The sequence below is a fragment of the Neisseria sp. HMSC067G12 genome (genome assembly GCF_001812725.1).
Lineage (GTDB): Bacteria > Pseudomonadota > Gammaproteobacteria > Burkholderiales > Neisseriaceae > Neisseria > Neisseria perflava.
Genome location: NZ_KV810182.1, coordinates 22,640 through 38,732, shown reverse-complemented (window position 1 = coordinate 38,732; position 16,093 = coordinate 22,640). Strand labels below are relative to the sequence as shown.

20 protein-coding genes are annotated in these 16,093 nt (G+C 51.2%); 5 read left to right on the top strand and 15 right to left on the bottom strand.

Features of this window, described 5'->3' with window-relative positions; translation table 11 throughout:
• Positions 1-15 precede the first annotated feature (15 nt).
• Positions 16-579 (top strand): YceI family protein, encoded by a 564-nt coding sequence (locus HMPREF2871_RS00295; protein ID WP_004519939.1) that lies wholly within the window; start codon positions 16-18, stop codon positions 577-579.
• A 96-nt stretch (positions 580-675) separates the two neighbouring features.
• Here the strand turns inward: HMPREF2871_RS00295 and HMPREF2871_RS00290 are convergent, their stop codons facing one another.
• Together HMPREF2871_RS00290 and HMPREF2871_RS00285 are read right to left on the bottom strand one after the other, a co-directional pair.
• The gene (locus HMPREF2871_RS00290; RefSeq protein ID WP_004519938.1) at positions 676-1,623 is read right to left on the bottom strand and encodes a bile acid:sodium symporter family protein; all 948 of its coding nucleotides are present in this window, start codon (positions 1,621-1,623) and stop codon (positions 676-678) included.
• Positions 1,624-1,773: 150 nt separating this feature from the next.
• The gene (locus tag HMPREF2871_RS00285; RefSeq protein ID WP_049344228.1) at positions 1,774-2,655 is read right to left on the bottom strand and encodes an NAD(P)H-hydrate dehydratase; all 882 of its coding nucleotides are present in this window, start codon (positions 2,653-2,655) and stop codon (positions 1,774-1,776) included.
• A 53-nt stretch (positions 2,656-2,708) separates the two neighbouring features.
• Between HMPREF2871_RS00285 and HMPREF2871_RS00280 the strand changes: the two genes are divergently transcribed.
• Entirely contained in the window at positions 2,709-3,365 is a 657-nt protein-coding gene (locus tag HMPREF2871_RS00280; protein ID WP_049344230.1) for a cytochrome b/b6 domain-containing protein, read from the top strand.
• A gap of 91 nt (positions 3,366-3,456) precedes the next feature.
• On the opposite strand, the gene HMPREF2871_RS00275 is transcribed toward HMPREF2871_RS00280, so the two are convergent.
• The 8 genes from HMPREF2871_RS00275 to HMPREF2871_RS00240 all read right to left on the bottom strand — a co-directional run bounded on the left by HMPREF2871_RS00275 (position 3,457) and on the right by HMPREF2871_RS00240 (position 9,742).
• Positions 3,457-4,545, bottom strand: coding sequence for a FlxJ family methyltransferase (locus HMPREF2871_RS00275; RefSeq protein ID WP_049344231.1), 1,089 nt, complete (start codon positions 4,543-4,545; stop codon positions 3,457-3,459).
• A 36-nt stretch (positions 4,546-4,581) separates the two neighbouring features.
• Positions 4,582-6,285: an ApeI family dehydratase gene (locus HMPREF2871_RS00270; protein WP_049344233.1), complete on the bottom strand. Its 1,704-nt coding sequence runs from the start codon at positions 6,283-6,285 to the stop codon at positions 4,582-4,584.
• Between the two features lie 15 nt (positions 6,286-6,300).
• Positions 6,301-7,056: a hypothetical protein gene (locus HMPREF2871_RS00265; protein ID WP_049344235.1), complete on the bottom strand. Its 756-nt coding sequence runs from the start codon at positions 7,054-7,056 to the stop codon at positions 6,301-6,303.
• A 39-nt stretch (positions 7,057-7,095) separates the two neighbouring features.
• On the bottom strand, positions 7,096-7,635 hold the full coding sequence (locus tag HMPREF2871_RS00260) for a COG4648 family protein (RefSeq protein WP_049344236.1): 540 nt from the start codon (positions 7,633-7,635) through the stop codon (positions 7,096-7,098).
• Positions 7,636-7,707: 72 nt separating this feature from the next.
• Entirely contained in the window at positions 7,708-7,956 is a 249-nt protein-coding gene (locus HMPREF2871_RS00255; RefSeq protein WP_049344238.1) for an acyl carrier protein, read from the bottom strand.
• Positions 7,957-7,968: 12 nt separating this feature from the next.
• Positions 7,969-8,229: a phosphopantetheine-binding protein gene (locus HMPREF2871_RS00250; protein WP_003680822.1), complete on the bottom strand. Its 261-nt coding sequence runs from the start codon at positions 8,227-8,229 to the stop codon at positions 7,969-7,971.
• Positions 8,226-8,984: a lysophospholipid acyltransferase family protein gene (locus HMPREF2871_RS00245; protein WP_049344240.1), complete on the bottom strand. Its 759-nt coding sequence runs from the start codon at positions 8,982-8,984 to the stop codon at positions 8,226-8,228. Before HMPREF2871_RS00245 ends, HMPREF2871_RS00250 begins: the two co-directional genes overlap by 4 nt.
• On the bottom strand, positions 8,981-9,742 hold the full coding sequence (locus HMPREF2871_RS00240) for a beta-ketoacyl synthase chain length factor (RefSeq protein WP_049344241.1): 762 nt from the start codon (positions 9,740-9,742) through the stop codon (positions 8,981-8,983). The genes HMPREF2871_RS00245 and HMPREF2871_RS00240 overlap by 4 nt, the downstream gene beginning before the upstream one ends.
• Positions 9,743-9,852: 110 nt before the next feature.
• Here HMPREF2871_RS00240 and HMPREF2871_RS00235 point away from each other — a divergent pair, with 110 nt between their 5' ends.
• From HMPREF2871_RS00235 to HMPREF2871_RS00225, 3 genes are all read left to right on the top strand, one after another.
• The gene (locus HMPREF2871_RS00235; protein WP_049336784.1) at positions 9,853-10,341 is read left to right on the top strand and encodes a hotdog family protein; all 489 of its coding nucleotides are present in this window, start codon (positions 9,853-9,855) and stop codon (positions 10,339-10,341) included.
• Positions 10,342-10,406: 65 nt separating this feature from the next.
• A complete protein-coding gene (gene fabG, locus HMPREF2871_RS00230; RefSeq protein WP_003746422.1) occupies positions 10,407-11,135 on the top strand; it encodes a 3-oxoacyl-ACP reductase FabG in 729 nt (242 codons plus the stop codon).
• Complete coding sequence (locus tag HMPREF2871_RS00225) at positions 11,129-12,364, top strand: beta-ketoacyl-ACP synthase (protein ID WP_049344243.1); 1,236 nt, start codon at positions 11,129-11,131, stop codon at positions 12,362-12,364. Before fabG ends, HMPREF2871_RS00225 begins: the two co-directional genes overlap by 7 nt.
• Before the next feature lie 94 nt (positions 12,365-12,458).
• Here the strand turns inward: HMPREF2871_RS00225 and HMPREF2871_RS00220 are convergent, their stop codons facing one another.
• From HMPREF2871_RS00220 to pgeF, 5 genes are all read right to left on the bottom strand, one after another.
• The gene (locus HMPREF2871_RS00220; RefSeq protein ID WP_049344245.1) at positions 12,459-12,983 is read right to left on the bottom strand and encodes an RDD family protein; all 525 of its coding nucleotides are present in this window, start codon (positions 12,981-12,983) and stop codon (positions 12,459-12,461) included.
• A gap of 91 nt (positions 12,984-13,074) precedes the next feature.
• On the bottom strand, positions 13,075-13,494 hold the full coding sequence (locus HMPREF2871_RS00215; protein WP_003746427.1) for a hypothetical protein: 420 nt from the start codon (positions 13,492-13,494) through the stop codon (positions 13,075-13,077).
• Positions 13,495-13,641: 147 nt separating this feature from the next.
• Positions 13,642-14,643 (bottom strand): DNA polymerase III subunit delta, encoded by a 1,002-nt coding sequence (gene holA / locus HMPREF2871_RS00210; protein ID WP_049336780.1) that lies wholly within the window; start codon positions 14,641-14,643, stop codon positions 13,642-13,644.
• Positions 14,643-15,122: an LPS-assembly lipoprotein LptE gene (gene lptE / locus HMPREF2871_RS00205; RefSeq protein ID WP_049336779.1), complete on the bottom strand. Its 480-nt coding sequence runs from the start codon at positions 15,120-15,122 to the stop codon at positions 14,643-14,645. Before lptE ends, holA begins: the two co-directional genes overlap by 1 nt.
• A gap of 120 nt (positions 15,123-15,242) precedes the next feature.
• Positions 15,243-16,013: a peptidoglycan editing factor PgeF gene (pgeF, locus tag HMPREF2871_RS00200; RefSeq protein WP_049336778.1), complete on the bottom strand. Its 771-nt coding sequence runs from the start codon at positions 16,011-16,013 to the stop codon at positions 15,243-15,245.
• Positions 16,014-16,093 lie beyond the last annotated feature (80 nt).

The following is a 16,093-nucleotide window of genomic DNA, read 5'->3' as shown; positions in this document are numbered from 1 at the left end:
TCTAAGGATAAGACGATGAAAAAAATCATGTTTGCATTGTGTTCGGCCATGTTGGCTTCTGCTGCGTCTGCCGCTGTTTATAAAGTGGACGAATTCCATGCCAATGCCCGCTTTGCCATCGACCATTTCAACACCAGCACCAACGTCGGCGGTATTTATGGTTTGACCGGCAATTTGGAATTTGACCGTGCCAAACGCCAAGGCTCAATCGATATCGTATTGCCTTTGTCCAAACTGCAAACCGGTTCTGACCGCTTTACCCAACACTTGAAATCTGCCGATATTTTCAATGCAGACAAATACCCTGAAATCCGTTTTGTATCCACCAAATTCAATTTCAACGGCAAAAAACTGCTTTCCGTTGATGGCAATCTGACTATGAACGGCAAAACTGCGCCGGTGAAACTCAAAGCCGACAAATTCAACTGCTACCAAAGCCCGATGTTAAAAGCAGAAGTGTGCGGCGGCGATTTCAGCACCACCATCGACCGTACCAAATGGGGCTTGGATTATTTGGTAAGTGCCGGTATGAGCAAAAAAGTTAACATAAATATCCAAATCGAAGCAGTGAAACAATAATACTGCTTGATTTCAAAATAAAGGCCGTCTGAACAGGTAAGGCAGAAATCGTTGATTTCGTTTATCCCTGTTCAGACGGCTTATGATTAAAGACGTTTAGGATTCTTTATTTTTATCGGCTTTGGCTGCCCAATAAGTTGCCAGAAGCGAGCCGGAGATATTGTGCCACACGCTGAACAATGCGCTGGGAACGGCAACGACCGGCGCGGCGGCAAAGTGTGCGGCGGCAAGGGCGGCACCCAAGCCTGAGTTTTGCATACCGACTTCGATGGCCAGCGTTTTTTGTGCATCATAAGGCAGGCCGGTCCATTTGGCGGCAAAGAAGCCGAGCAGATAGCCGATGCCGTTGTGGAGTACGACAACCGCGAAAATCAGCAGGCCGCTTTCAATAATCTTGCCTTTGCTGGCGCCGACTACCGCGCCGATAATCAGTACGATGGCGGCAACGGAAACCAGCGGCAGCGCGTCGGTCAGTTTTTCAGTTTTGTTGCCCAAGGCTTTATGGACAATCAAGCCCAAAACGATGGGGAATAAAACCATTTTGACGATGGACATCAACATACTGCCCGCTTGGATTTCCAGCATTTCACCGGCAAGCATCAGGAAGATAGCGGGGGTCAGCAATGGAGAAATCAGAGTAGAAACCGATGTAACGGCAACCGACAAAGCCACATTGCCGCGCGCCAGATAAGTCATTACATTGGAAGCCGTGCCGCCCGGGCAGCAGCCGACCAAAATCACACCGACTGCGATTTCGGCAGGCAGGTTTAACAGCTTGGCCAGCAGATAGGCGGTTGCCGGCATGATGGCGAATTGTGCAATCACGCCGATGATGACGGCTTTGGGGCGTTTGAACAAAATATCGAAGTCGGAAGGTTTGAGCGTCAAGCCCATGCCGAACATAATGATGCCCAGAAGCCAAGGAATGTAAGGGCCGACCCATTTGAAGGTGTCGGGTGCGAAAAAAGCGATGCCGGCAAAGAGCGCCGCCCAAAGGGAAAATGTTTTTCCAATAAAGTTGCTGATTTTATTGAGGATACTCATGATAATATGTTGTGAAGTTGTTTTTAAGGGAAATCAAGGATACACGCCTTAACCTTAATTTGCAAAATGACTTAAAAATAAACCAGGCCGTCTGAAAATAGAGATTGATTTTCAGACGGCCTGCAATTTGTATTTATGATATAGATAGTATTACTCTTTTGATAAAATATTGCGCAGCCATCGGGCGGCAGGTGCGATTTCTCCGGCGAGCATACCGGTTTCGATTTGGCCGCTGTGTTTGATAACATCGGCTGCCGCTCCGTGCAGCCATACGCCGGCGCAGGCGGCTTGGAATGTCGGAATGCCTTGTGCCAGCAGGCTGCCGATAATGCCGCTCAAGACATCGCCGCTACCTGCGGTGGCCAAACCGGCATTGCCGCTGGTGTTGGTATAGACTATGCCGTCTGCCGTGGCCACCAATGTATGATGGCCTTTCAATACGACGGTCGCGCCATATTTACGGCTGATTTCGGTTACGGCTTTTCGTCTGTCTGCCTGAACTGATTGGGTATTGGTGCCGAGTAAGCGGGCAGCTTCGGCCGGATGAGGTGTCAGGACGATATGTTTGTACGATTTGAGGCGTTCTGCCAATTCGGAAGAGCGGGCAAGCAGTGTCAGGGCATCGGCATCGAGCAATAAAGGCTGGTCATGGTGTGTAGATAGAATTTGGGGCAGCAGCTGCTCTGATAATCCGCCCAAACCAAAGCCGCAGCCGATTACGCGCGCGCTGACATCGTTACACTCCATTAGTTGGGTCGCAGTGGCGAGCATGATTTCAGGGCGTTCGGGAATAATGGCAAAGGGCAGCGTGGCTTGGTTGAAGCCTGCCCAAACCTTGCCGCATCCTTGATACATGGCGGCTGTGGCTGCCAAAACCACCGCGCCGCTCATTCCCGTTGCGCCGCCGATAATGGCAAGCGTGCCGTATGTGCCTTTGTGCGACTCTTGGGCGCGGGGGCGGAATACGTCGGGAAATGCTAAGGCCGTCTGAAAAGCTTGAAGCGATTCGGGAAGCGTGTAGATGGGCTGCATGGCGTAACCTTCCAAGATAAGAAATTTAATTTTAAATCAGAAAGTAAAAGGTAATGAAGCAAAAAATAAAAGTTTGGGACGCACCTACGCGCCTGTTCCATTGGCTCTTGGTGTTATTGATGGGATTCATGTGGTACAGCGCAACCCAAGGCGGCGATATGCTGGTATGGCACTTGCGCGGCGGCTTGTTGATGCTGGCTTTGGTGGTTTTTCGCTTGTGTTGGGGGATTTGGGGCAGCGATACGGCAAAATTCAGCCGATTTGTGCGCCCGTTTTCCGAAATCCGCCGCTATACGCAAGGCCAAATGTCTGAAGACGAATTGGTCGGCCACAATCCTTTGGGCGCGCTGATGGTCATCGCTTTATTGGCTGCCTTGGTTTTTCAGACGGCCACAGGCTTATTTGCCGCCGATGAAAATACGTTTACCAATTCCGGCTTTTTGAATCATTTGGTCAGCGAACACGCCGGTACGCTGGCGCGAAAAATCCATGTCAATTTTTTTAATGTTTTAGCCGTTTTGGCGGGCGTACATATCGCGGCTGTTTTGCTGTATCGCTTTGTGAAAAAACAGGATTTGATTACGCCGATGATGAGCGGCTTTAAAACCATTGATGCTAAGCAGCCTAAATTGGCCGGAATGGGACAACTGCTTGCCGCTTTGTTGGTGGCGATTGCTTTAGTGTGCGCAGTATGGATGTTGCGCGGCTGATGTTTTAAGGAGGACACCCAAAAACAAACCGACCCCGATAGCTGCAATGGCTGTTGGGGTCGGTTGCTTTTTAGGGTTTAAAAGATGATGTTCAGACGGCCTTAACGCAGCGCAGGATGCTGTGTCCGCGGCCGATGCCGTCTGAAATTTCCGCTACTTTCAATCCGGCTTTTTCAACGCAACGGATCAGGTCTTCAGAATGGAAGATTTTGCTGTTGCCGTTGGCCATGGCAGTGAAATACAGGCTGGTCATGGTCAGGCAGTAGGCGGCGGTTTCGTAGCGTTGTCTGTCCCAGAAAGGCTCCATAATGTAGAGGCTAGTGTTTTCGCTCATAGATGCAGCGGCGCGTTGAAGAATGCTGGTAGCTTGTTCTTCGGTAAAACAGTCTAGGAATTGGCTCATCCAGATCGCATCAAAACCGGTTGGGAACGGAATCTCAGGATCAAGCAGGTTGGCCGGATGGGCGTGGATACGGTCCGCGCCGTTTTTGCCTTTGGTCGCCTCACGCATTAAGCCGATTTGTTGCGGCAGATCCATGATGGTTACTTCAACTTCGGCATTGTGGTTGACACATTGTTCCGCCCAGCGACCGGTATTGCCGCCGACATCGAGCAGTTTTTTAACCGGTTTGGCGAACACAGTGTTCAGTGCTTCGGCGAAGGAATTGTCGGAATAATAATGGTCGAATGCAAACCATTTTTCCTGCGCAATGCTTGGCAATGAAGACAAGCCTTCGTAAATAGTCGGCCAGTCGCCGAATACTTTCAGGCCTTCAGGCTTGCCGGTTTGCAGGGTTTTTTCCAAATCAAACATGCCTAGGTAGCAGATTTCCTGCGTGAAATCCATGTTGACGCGAGCCATTTTGTCTTTGAGGACAAACCAACCGGCCTTGCTGATGAAATAGCGGTTGTCGCGAGTTAAGACAGTGCCGATAGAAAGTGAAGCTTCCAGCAGGACTTGTGCCGCGTAGTTGCTGATTTTCGCTTTTTCAGCGATTTCGGCTTGAGTGAGGCCGTCTGGATGGTCGTTCAGCAGGTCCAGAATGCCAAATTTCACCATCAGGCGGGAAACTTGGAACACAATCGGTGCAAAAGCGATTTCTTGAGCCAGACGTTGAGCCTCGCCTGCGGACTGGTGTTCGTGGGAGTAGCGTTGTTCTAGGGCGGGGAAGAGTTGCATATTGTTGGTTTTCCACTAAAAAGTTAATAGGTATATTCAGACGGCCTCAAAGACAATCCGTCCTGATGCACACGGATGCTCTCCGTTGTTGATTTTAAAGCTCAGTTTGTTTTTGCCTTCATCGTATTTCAGCGCTACCGACACTTCATCATGAGGACGGATAAACTGCTGATATTTTAGATTTTCGATGCGGATGATGCGCTGTTTGCCCCATGGCTGGGGCGCGATCAGGTTGCGCACCCATTGTAGCTCGACCACGCCGGGAACCAGCGGGAAGGTGGCAAAATGGCCGCCGAAATAAACCAAATCCAAAGGCACGCGGCCGATGAAGGTTTCGCTATTGGTTTCATCGTCAGATGATGTTTTCGACCAAACGGGTGAAGTTTGGGCAACGGTAAAGGCCGTCTGAAAATCCGCCGCGGCGATTTTGGCTTGGGCGTTGCGCGGCAGGCTGTCGGTAAAACGCCAGTAGCGCGGCAGGGCGATGGTGTCCTGCGTGGCGGCTAGGTGGCGTTTGAGCGTATCGGCAACCGCAGCGCGGCCTTTCTCGCGCAAGGCGGCGATACCGTCTGCGTTCAATGCCGACCATATGGCAATGCGTTGATGTTGCGGATGACGGCCGCAGTGGGCGTCGGCAATCCAAGGATGTTGTAAAAGTTCGTGTTCGATTTGGGTCAGCGACACGCGTTTGTCCTCAAATTTAATAATGCGGTCTTGCCGACCGAGTAACAGAAAACCGTCATCTTGCGGCTCGATCAAATCGGCTGTTTGACGGCGTTCGGGCGACCAAGGCGAAGAAGCCCAAAGTGCGCCTTCTTCGTTTTGCCCGATTTCCACGCCTTCGAAAGGCTGCCATTCTTGGCGTTCGCAACGTGAGGCAATCACGCCGGTTTCGGTACTGCCATAAACTTCAAACGGGCGGACGGCAGCCTGTTGCAGCAAATCCGCCGTGGCTGCGGGCAATGCGCCGCCGGCCGAGACAATGCCTGCAATTTTATGGCCGATACTCTGCCAGTTGCGGTTTTCGCCCAAGCGGTTGAGTACGGCTGGGCTGGCAATCCAAACCACTTTATCATGTGCGGCCGTGCTGGAAAGCAGGTTTTCCGGATAAACCGCCTGCTGTCGTTCCATAGTCCAACCCATTGTCAGCGCGAGTGCGAAGCGGAAAGTGAAGCCGTAAAGATGTTGCGGAATCACGCTGCCGATCACGGTTTCACTGTGTTGTCCAAATGGCAGCGTATTTGCCAAAGTCAGAGCTTCTGCCTGCATTTGCGCGGCGGTTTTCACAATAATCTGCGCTTCGCCGCTGGAGCCCGATGTTTTCAGCCATGCTTCGGCATGGTCGGGAATCAGATAGTTTTCAGGATAGGTGCTCAGTCCTTCCGATTCTGTTTGAGTCAATACATCAGGCAAGTGCCAGACGTTCAGGCCGTCTGAAGACAGCTTTTTATCTGTTGAATCTGTTAAAAACGCCTCTGCCGTTTTCCCCCACTCCAAATTGTCTTGCGCCAAATTGGGCAGCAATAAAACCTTTCCGCCAGAATGCCACACTGCCAACACGGCACAGGCAAACAGCGCGGCATCGTCAAACCACAACGCGGCAGTTTGCACGCCTGCCTGTTTCAGACGGCCTGACAGATGAAAAACCGCACGGTTGAAATCAGCACGCGTCCAATTCGGATGGGCGGCGATAAGGTCGTGTTGGGGTAGGTCGGGGGATAGGATTCGGATTAGGTGCATGATGGTTCTAAGGTTTTATAATTTTGATGTATTTGCCTTGGTATCTTCTTTGAATTGGGCCAAGCATTCATCGTATTGTTTGTTTGTCGTTTGGCGTATCAATTCGTAATCATTTGCCTGCCACTCTTCCAATGAATGGCTTTCACTTCGTTTGAAACAATGGAGTAAGTGATCGGTTTTGCCGCTTTGTCCGTCTAAAAAAAGGCTGACTTCATTGTTCAGAAAGAATCGGTCTCGTTTATTGAATTTTTCATAAACCAAATAGAAACGACCCGGTTGGACAAATAGTTTTTTATTGGCACTATTGCCTTTAAATGACCATTTTGCCGCCCAATCGCGAACTTTTGGGGTGAATTGTTCAAAAACGGGATTCGCAAAATTCGGTTTAATAGGCTTCCCGCTTAAACTGTGTTTGTCCAGCAGGTCAGGACCTTCATATCCAATATGATTGCTGTTGCGGGCAAGAATAAGTAATGCAAAAGTTGCTGTAAATACGGCTGTTTGTGCAGCTCTTGCTTTTACCGTATTGGATTTCCGAATAATCATCAAATTCATGCTGCTGGTTGTAGTATCGTCAGAATAACGATTGTGTATTCGGTCAATGACGGTCAGGTTTCCCGAGCGCGTTTTGATGGTGTGGCTGGCAACTTCCGTATAATTTTTCTTGTATTCGGCTTCTGCCTTTTCTTCTGGGGATAAAGGCGTTTTAGATGTCGAAGAACATGCGGTAAATGTGAAGGAAATCAGGGTAAGTAGGATGATTTTTTTCATTATGGTTATTCGTCTAATTGATAAAATATTTTTAATGGATTAAACCTTCAAAACCAATTTCCGATAAAGCCACTCTCCGGCAAATAAGATTCCCATTAACACATAAGACACGATGCCCGTATAAGCCGCCCACCAGTCGTAATATTGCAAGCCAGCCAAAATGGCGGCGGTTGCGCCGTTGAAAATGAAGAAGGCGCACCAGATTTGCGTAACGCGCCGAGTGTGGCGCACGCCTTCGGGGGAAAGGTCGGGATGTTGCAGTCGGGCGAGACGTTCAATGACGGTTTGTTTGGCAAACAGGCTGCCGCCGAAAACGGCAAGCATCAGCGCGTTGACGGCAACGGGATACCAATACATCGAGTCAGGCCGTCTGAAAACCAGTACCGCCGCAAAAAAAGCAGCAAGGATAATCGCTGTAATGCGTTGGGCTGTGGTTTGCGGCATGGCGGCGCGTATCAGCCATAACACACACATAGCCGCTGCAAGCCAGAAAAATGAGCCGTTTTCCCTGCCGTAATACCATAGGAGCGGATACGCGAGACTGGCAAGGGTCAGTAGGAGTTTTCCTAGTATTTTCATGGTTGTGATTGATTTTCAGACGGCCTTGCGGATTGACAAGGCCGTCTGAAAATATGCTGATTCAAAGCGGAATCAGGAATCTTGTTGTACTTTTAAGACCGCTTGAACCACGTCTTCTACGGTGCGCACGTTGCGGAAGTCTTCGGCTTGCAGTTTGCGGCCGGTTTCGCGTTTGATGTGGTCGATAAGGTCGATGGCGTCGATGCTGTCGATTTCCAAATCTTCGTAGAGGTTGGTTTCGGGTTTGATGCGTTCCGGTTCGATTTCAAACAGGTTAACTAGTGCATCGGTCAGCAGGGCGCGTACTTCTTGTTCGGTCATCTTCTCTCTCCCTTATGCTTGGCGGCTCTTGACGAACTCGGCCAGTGTTTTGACGTTGGCGAAGTTTTCGCGCAGGTTGTCGTTTTCTCCGTCGAGCTGGAAGCCAAAGGTTTTTTGTACGGCCAAACCAAGTTCCAATGCATCAACCGAATCCAGACCCAGGCCGTCGTCGCCGAAAAGCGGATCTTCGCTGCCGATGTCGGCAACGGTAATATCTTCCAGACCTAAGCTGTCGATGATTAATTGTTTGATTTGGTTTTCTAAATTGCTCATGTGGTTTTCCTTGTAAAATAGTCTTGCAGGTATTCGTTTAAACGTCGTGCGGCGATGGGCAGGGGTTTTTCTGCCAGCCATTCTTCAGGCAGGATATCGTCGCCGACGGTAATTTCATAATGAATTTTTTGTGGCGGGATTTTGTACCACGGTTGCCCCTTTTTAAAATTGGGCGGCGTCATCTTGATGCACACGGGCGTGATGACTGATGCGCTGCGCAAACCGAGCGATACGGCGCCACGGTGCATTTTAACCTGTCCGTCCCAACCTGTGCGCGTGCCTTCGGGGAAAATCAGCAGACTTTGCCCGCTTTTGAACACGGCATCTATTTCTTCCAGCATTTCCATGCTTTCGTCGTTGGGGATGTAGCCGGAAGCGATAATCTGGCTTTTCATGCTGGGGTTGTGCAATAGATCTTTTTTAACCAGTACGTTTGGCTCCGAATAATGGCTGATCAGCAAGACGACATCCAAAAGCGAGGGATGGTTGGCAAGAATGAGCTGGCCGGGCCTGCCGAGTTTTTCCAAGCCGTTGAAACGGACGCTCAATACGCCCGACCATTGCAGGTAGCCGACGAAGAAACGCCAAACTTTGCCTATCATGCGTCTTGCTTCAAGTTGGCGTTTGATGTCGCCTTTGGTCGATTTGAGCGTATAGGGCAAAAGTGCGATTTTGAACAATACGCCTGCAACGCCGAAGAGGATGAAGCCGAAGAGTGTGGCAAAAAAGCGACGGAAATAGTCTAAAGTCTTCATGCGTTTTTCTGCCAGTACCAGTTTCTACCGGCATAGTGTTGCGTGTGTTGTCGGCCGTCTGAAAGCAGGAAGCGTACCCACTCCAAGCTGCTCCAATAGGGCTCGACTGTTGTATCGTTAGGGTTTTCAGACGGCCTTGCGGATGTGGTTTCCAAGCTTAGGGTATAGTCTTCGCCCTTTGTGATTACCAGTGCCAATGCATAGGCAAACGGCGCACGTGTAGCCAAGACAGGATAGTCTTCAGACAACGGATCATCGGCGACAATCACTAAAACAGATGGCGCGCCGTCTTGCAAAAGCGCGAATGCTTCAGTCAGCGCGGTTTCAAAGGAATCGGCGGCAACGGCCAACGCGGTATGTTCGCTCATGTCTTTACGCAACATCGACCATTGCCCAATCGTCGCGTTGTGAACGGACAGGCCGAATGAGGTCGGCGAGACGGTATGCGTGTTCAGAAGCTCTTGCCATAATTCAAAGCTGCGGTTGCTTTCGCCGTCGTGCGAAACGTACACCGGGACGCTTTCAGGATATTGGTCGGCCAGATTCCATGCGGCATCACAAACCAAGCGCGCCGCTTTTCCCAAGCGGCGGCGTTGCATAGGCGGCAAAAAGGAGAGCGCGGGTTTGCACTCCGGCAGGGAGGCGGTATCGAGTTTTCCCTGCGCCCAGTCCTGCCATTGCTCCGGCGTACTGATTTTGCTGGAGGAGGCCTGCCATGCGGCGATATTAAAGCTGAAACGGCAAACGTTTTGAGGCATGATGTCTTTCAATGTTTTACATTTTCATACATTGTAATGAAATGGGTTAGTAAAAGCTAGGCTCTGTTATAATGCATATTGTAACGTAATTTATTCCCGGATGACATTTTATGCCTTCAATACCGAGTGCCCCGATTTATGATGTGGCTTCGCTGCTTCCGCACAGCGGACATATGGTGCTTATCGACTGTGTGAAAGAATTTGGCGATGACTACACGGTTTGCCGTGCGCCGGTTGGCGACAAGCATATTTTGCTGCAGGACGGCGTGTTGCCGTCTATGGCTTATATGGAATTGATGGCGCAGGGCATAGGCGCGTTTGCAGGCATTGAAGCTTTAAAGGCCGGAGAGCCTGTCCGTTTGGGTTTTTTATTGGGAACGCGCAAGCTGGATTTGTTTGCTGATTCCGTGCCTGTCGGTACTGAGCTGGAGGTCAGGGCGCATGTGTCCATTCAGGATTTGGGCGGTATGGGCGTATTTGATTGCGAGTTGCGCTGGACGGATGCGCCGGAAGATGTGAAGCATCTGTTGCCGCCGGACGGTTTACTGGCAAAAGCTTCTTTAAATGTGTACAGTCCGAAAGACGGTCAAGTCATTTAAACCGTTTACAAGGCCGTCTGAAAAGACAAAGATTCAGACGGCCTGTCGATATAGTGAGAAAACGTATGAGTGAAACTATTTTAATTACAGGGTCTAATCGCGGTATCGGCAAAGCTGTTGCGCTTGGTTTGGCGCAGGACGGCTTTGATATCGTCGTCCATTGCCGCAGCCGCCGCGATGAAGCGGAAGCTGTCGCGGAAGAAATCCGTGCATTGGGTAGAAATGCGCGCGTGTTGCAGTTTGACGTGTCCGACCGCGAAGCCTGCCGAGAAATTTTGACTGCCGACATTGAGGCAAACGGCACATATTACGGCGTGGTGCTGAATGCCGGCCTGACGCGAGACAATGCGTTTCCTGCGTTTACTGATGATGATTGGGACTTGGTGTTGCGTACTAATTTGGACGGTTTTTATAATGTGTTGCACCCTTTGACCATGCCGATGATCCGCCGCCGAAAAGCTGGACGGATTGTATGCATGGCGTCGGTGTCCGGTTTGACGGGCAATCGTGGTCAGGTCAATTACAGCGCGTCCAAAGCGGGCTTGATCGGTGCGGCAAAAGCGTTGGCGGTTGAGTTGGCAAAACGTAAAATTACCGTCAACTGCGTGGCACCGGGCCTTATCGATACCGATATTATCGATGAGAACGTACCTGTCGAAGAAATTTTAAAGGCCGTCCCTGCCGCGCGTATGGGATTGCCTGAGGAAGTGGCGCATGCGGTGCGCTTTTTGATGGATGAAAAAGCGGCGTACATTACGCGCCAAGTGATTGCTGTGAACGGAGGTTTGTGTTGAATACCAGAAGAGTCGTTGTAACAGGTATCGGCGGTATTACCGCCTTCGGCCGTGATTGGCAAAGTATTCAGACGGCCTTTAAAGCCGAAAAAAACGCGGTCAAATGCATGGACTGGAGCGGACGCTTTCCTGAATTGGAAGCGCAACTGGGCGCGCCGATTGAAGGCTATTCCCCTCCAGAGCACTGGACACGCAAGCAGCTCAGAAGCATGGGGCGCGTGTCGCATTTGTGTGTCGATGCGGCGGAACAAGCCTTGACGGATGCGGGTTTGCTGGGTGATGAAAGCATTACCGACGGCCGTATGGGCGTGGCGTGCGGTTCGTCTGTCGGCAGCACCAAAGACATCGGCGATATGGGCGAACTTTTGCTCACCGGCACATCGCGCAATTTCAACGCCAATACTTATGTGCGTATGATGCCGCATACGACTGCCGCCAATATCGGTATTTTCTTCGGCTTAAAAGGCCGCATTATCCCGACTTCGAGCGCGTGTTCTTCCGGCAGCCAAGGCATTGGTTATGCCTACGAAGCGATTAAATACGGCCTGATTGATATGATGCTGGCGGGAGGTGGCGAAGAGTTTTGTCCGTCCGAAGTGTATGTTTTCGATTCACTTTATGCTGCCAGCCGCCGCAACGGCGAACCTGAGCTGACCCCGCGTCCTTACGACAACGGACGCGACGGCTTGGTCATCGGCGAAGGCGCAGGCATTTTCGTATTGGAAGAATTGGAACACGCCCGTGCGCGCGGTGCGAAAATCTATGCCGAGCTTGTCGGCTATGGTGCCAACAGCGACGGCAGCCACGTTACCCAGCCGCAAAAAGAAACCATGCAAAAATGTATGGAGCTTGCGCTGAAAGACGCCGGTATTACGCCTGATAGAGTCGGCTATGTCAGCGGCCACGGTACGGCGACCGAAAAAGGCGATATTGCCGAAACATTGGCTACTGAGGCGGTATTTGGTTTTGTGCCGATGAGTTCGCAAAAAAGCTATCTTGGCCATACACTCGGCGCGTGCGGCGCATTGGAAGCCTGGTTTACCATCGAAATGATGAACAACGGCTGGTTTGCGCCGACTGTCAATTTGGAAAACATCGATCTGCGTTGCGGCAAGGTGGATTACATCCAAACAGGCGGACGTGAGATTCAAACCGATTATGTGGTCAGCAATAACTTTGCTTTTGGCGGCGTCAATACTTCGCTGGTGTTTAAACGTTGGCAAGAATAATCATTGCTTGATTTTATGATTAAAGGCCGTCTGAAACGTATCTTGAGTTTCAGGCGGCCTTTATTTTATTTAGAGCTTGAGATGCTTTTGGATTTTATTCGTTTGTTTTCTTCTGATTTAAATCCACCAGCCTTGTTCCGGCTAAGAAGTCGTAGAGGAACTGGCGGTCGGGATGGAACAGGGCGAAGCCCCATGGCAGGATGAGCCAAATGAGCGCGGCGCCGAATGCGCCTTTGGGCGGGATATTGAGCAGATGACGCAATCCGGCGTAGGCAAACAGGGGAATGAAGACAATAAAAATGCTTGCCCAAATAAAGCGCAGGCGCAGCTGCGGCAGGGGCGGCTGGGTATCGTTTTTATCGGCTAAACCGATCTTCCATGTCTGCATGGCGAGGGTTTGGCCTTTTTTGTGCCAGTTGGCGCGAAAGTAGAGCCACCATGCGTAGAACAGAATCAGGCAGGTTGTCAGCATGGACAGGCGCGTGGAAACGGGATTGAGAAAGATGGCGATAATACCGGCTACAAGGGCGGCAATGCTGGTAACGGCGCCGGTCAGCAGAAGTTCGTAAACCAGTGCGGCGAGGCGGCGTTTGAGTGGGGCGGTGGGAAGACGGGTCATAATGCGATGGAAACGGAAATGGGTTTGATGGAAATAAAAACAGGCCGTCTGAAACGGGATAGGATGTTCAGACGGCCTGTTACTGTCGGGTTTAGCGATGTGGACGTTTTTGACCGCGTGCCTGTTGGGCAGCCATTTGGTTCATTTCCTGACGGGTCGGACGTTTTTTGAAGATGGCGTGCGCTTCGTCAACGGAACATTTTTGAGACAGGCAAACCAGGGTAATCGCGTCTTTTTGATGTTGGCCGCCGCTGTGGTACATACGGCGCAGGTTGGCTTCGTTGATACGGCCTTTTTCCGGATCGATGTCGAATTTTTTCAGACGCTCGAGGAATTGGCGTTGCTGACGGCGTGAAGTCCAAACGAAACCGCCTGCGGCAGCGGCCACGATGATGACGGCCAACAGGATGGCCAGCGGCCATGAATCGACGATCAGAACGATGATGAGGCTTAATACGGCAGTGGTCAGCAGGGCCAGACCACCGATGCGAAGTTTGGTTTTATTATCCATATAGTTGGTGTTTCCTTGTTTTTTTGCTGGAAGAGGCCGTCTGAAATGCGAGGTTCAGACGGCCTGAATTTGAGTTTACGCTATTTTACAGTATTTTCTGTTTTTGGGGCGTATTGCGTGCAAGTTTCTTGACGCGTGGCAACGGTTTCAAGCGGCCAGCGAAGTAACGAGTTGTTTGAACTCGGTCCATGCATCGCCTTCTTCTGCGCCTTTGATGATGCGGTCGATTTTGGCGCAGGTTTTGAGCGCGTCGAGCAGGCGGTTGATGGAAATGCGTTTGGCCGCCATCGGTGCAAGGGTCTGCTTGTCGCCCCATAAGCGCAGGCTGTTGCGCAGGCTTTGGATGTTTTGGCCCTGCTTGAGTGCGGCAGTCAGGCGGATTAGGGTGCGGATGTCTTCGGCAACTGCCCACAACAGCAAAACCGGCTCTTCGCCTTCTTCTTCCAAGCCGTCCAGCAAACGGGAAACGCGCAGGGCATCGCCTTTCATCCATGCGCCTGCCAGTTGGAATACGTCGAAGCGGGCGACGGTGGCAACTGCGGCTTCTGTGTCGGCAATATTGATTAAATGGCCTTGGGGATGGAGCAGGGCGAGTTTTTCGATTTCCTGACGGGCGGCCAAAAGATTGCCTTCGACGCGCTCGGCAAAAAGGGCGAGTGCTTCAGGTTCGATATCCAAACCCTGCTGTTTCAGACGGCCCTGTATCCATTGCGGCAAAGCATGTGGCGCAACGGCTTTGGCTTCTAAGACGATGCCTTTGCCTGCCAATGCGGAAAACCATTTGGACTGGATTTGCGCTTTTTCAAGCTTGGGCAGGAGGATGAGCGTAACCGTATCTTCGGGTAGGCGTTCGGCGAAGGCTTGCAGGGCATCGCCTCCGTTTTTGCCGGGTTTGCCGTTGGGAATATGGATTTCCAGCAGTTTCAAATCGGCAAACAAACCTGCGCTGCCGGCACTTTGCAACAGCTCGTTCCAGTCAAAATTGTTTTCGGCGGTATAGACTTCGCGGTTGAGATAGCCTTGTTTTTTTGCGGCTGCGCGCAGGGTATCCAATGCCTCGATGCGCAACAAATCCTCTTCGCCGTGAATAATGTACAACGGTTTGAGCGGCGTATCGGGGCGCAGGCTCTCAATGGGCGCGGCAGCCATTATTGCGCTTTCAGGAAAGTCAGGCGGCGGACGATTTGATCTGCTGCGTCGATGCGCATTTCAGACCAAATGGTTTCTTCCTCTTCCTGTTTACCCAAAACTTCGCTGTCGGCGTAGTCCATGGTACGGTGAACCTTAACTTCCATCGGTTCGCCAACCGGCTCGCCGTTACGGAAGGCTTGGGCTTTGACGGTCATGGCCAGCAGGTATTCGTTGATTGCGGCGGCGCGGGTGATGGTGTAGATATCTCGGCGTTTTTGAAAGTCGACAACGCGCAGGGTGATTTGTGATTCGGCTTCGCTAACCGGATGACCGTCGGCACGGCGTAAGGCATTTTCCAGCGCTTTTTGCATGACGGCTCCGCCTTCTACATGCCAGTTCTGATAAGGCAGCGGTTGCGAAGTCACGCCTGTGCCTTTTAGGTGGAAACCGCAAGAGGCAAGCAATATGGCGAGTGCAGGCAATAGGATTTTTTTCATTGGATATTCCTTCGTTGAAACCGGTTACGGTATCGTCGGATTATAACGAATAATGTTTAGGCCGTCTGAAACCGTAAACGGAAAATATTTCAGACGGCCTTGTCTTTGATGGTGCAAATCTTATTTTTCCAACCAAATCAGGCTGACCATGCGACCGGTTTGCCCGTCGCGGCGATATGAGAAGAAAGTATCGCGTTCCAAAACGGTGCAATGGGTGCCGCCATAAATCATGTTCACGCCTTCGCGGTGCAGAACCATACGCGCCAAAGCGTAAATGTCGGCAAGGTATTTGCCGCCGCCGATGTCTTCAAACGCATCGACAGCTTCCGGCATAGGTGTGCAAAACGCATCAAATACATCTTGTCCCACCTCAAACGCATCAGGGCCGATGGCAGGCGCGAGATAGGCCATGATTTCCAACGGCTCGACATTCATTGCCGCAATGGTGTTTTGCAAAACGCCGCCGGCCAAACCACGCCAACCTGCATGAGCCGCCGCAACAACGGTCCCTGCTTTGTCGCAAAACAAGACAGGCAGGCAATCGGCAGTCATCGAAGCGCAGGCAACCGTACCCGTTGTATCAACCGAGGCATCGGCATCAGGCGTATTGCCTAATGCTTCTGCAGCATTCACAACGATGGTGCTGTGGATTTGATTAAGGTAGGCAACGGGCAGGCCGACTTGTTCCTGTACGATTTCGCGGTTGCGGAGTACGGCTTCGAGATTGTCGCCGACGTGCGAGCCGACATTCAGGCTGTGGTACACGCCTTCGCTGACACCGCCGTTGCGCGTGGTAATAAGCGTTTTAACATTGGCAGGGGCAGGCCAGTCGGCAGTCAAAAAATTCTTACCTTGGGGAGCAAGGTTTAGGGTATCTGTGATGGTTTTCATAATCTTTGAATCGCTGAAGTATTGGAACGGATTGATTTCAGACGGCCTCAAATAATATTTTAGGCCGTCTGAAAAATGGA

Coding starts and splice junctions, on each gene's coding strand:
- HMPREF2871_RS00295 (WP_004519939.1), top strand. CDS start 16: ATGAAAAAAATCATGTTTGCATTGTGTTCGGCCATGTTGGCTTCTGCT.
- HMPREF2871_RS00290 (WP_004519938.1), bottom strand. CDS start 1,623: ATGAGTATCCTCAATAAAATCAGCAACTTTATTGGAAAAACATTTTCC.
- HMPREF2871_RS00285 (WP_049344228.1), bottom strand. CDS start 2,655: ATGCAGCCCATCTACACGCTTCCCGAATCGCTTCAAGCTTTTCAGACG.
- HMPREF2871_RS00280 (WP_049344230.1), top strand. CDS start 2,709: ATGAAGCAAAAAATAAAAGTTTGGGACGCACCTACGCGCCTGTTCCAT.
- HMPREF2871_RS00275 (WP_049344231.1), bottom strand. CDS start 4,545: ATGCAACTCTTCCCCGCCCTAGAACAACGCTACTCCCACGAACACCAG.
- HMPREF2871_RS00270 (WP_049344233.1), bottom strand. CDS start 6,285: ATGCACCTAATCCGAATCCTATCCCCCGACCTACCCCAACACGACCTT.
- HMPREF2871_RS00265 (WP_049344235.1), bottom strand. CDS start 7,056: ATGAAAAAAATCATCCTACTTACCCTGATTTCCTTCACATTTACCGCA.
- HMPREF2871_RS00260 (WP_049344236.1), bottom strand. CDS start 7,635: ATGAAAATACTAGGAAAACTCCTACTGACCCTTGCCAGTCTCGCGTAT.
- HMPREF2871_RS00255 (WP_049344238.1), bottom strand. CDS start 7,956: ATGACCGAACAAGAAGTACGCGCCCTGCTGACCGATGCACTAGTTAAC.
- HMPREF2871_RS00250 (WP_003680822.1), bottom strand. CDS start 8,229: ATGAGCAATTTAGAAAACCAAATCAAACAATTAATCATCGACAGCTTA.
- HMPREF2871_RS00245 (WP_049344240.1), bottom strand. CDS start 8,984: ATGAAGACTTTAGACTATTTCCGTCGCTTTTTTGCCACACTCTTCGGC.
- HMPREF2871_RS00240 (WP_049344241.1), bottom strand. CDS start 9,742: ATGCCTCAAAACGTTTGCCGTTTCAGCTTTAATATCGCCGCATGGCAG.
- HMPREF2871_RS00235 (WP_049336784.1), top strand. CDS start 9,853: ATGCCTTCAATACCGAGTGCCCCGATTTATGATGTGGCTTCGCTGCTT.
- fabG (WP_003746422.1), top strand. CDS start 10,407: ATGAGTGAAACTATTTTAATTACAGGGTCTAATCGCGGTATCGGCAAA.
- HMPREF2871_RS00220 (WP_049344245.1), bottom strand. CDS start 12,983: ATGACCCGTCTTCCCACCGCCCCACTCAAACGCCGCCTCGCCGCACTG.
- HMPREF2871_RS00215 (WP_003746427.1), bottom strand. CDS start 13,494: ATGGATAATAAAACCAAACTTCGCATCGGTGGTCTGGCCCTGCTGACC.
- holA (WP_049336780.1), bottom strand. CDS start 14,643: ATGGCTGCCGCGCCCATTGAGAGCCTGCGCCCCGATACGCCGCTCAAA.
- lptE (WP_049336779.1), bottom strand. CDS start 15,122: ATGAAAAAAATCCTATTGCCTGCACTCGCCATATTGCTTGCCTCTTGC.
- pgeF (WP_049336778.1), bottom strand. CDS start 16,013: ATGAAAACCATCACAGATACCCTAAACCTTGCTCCCCAAGGTAAGAAT.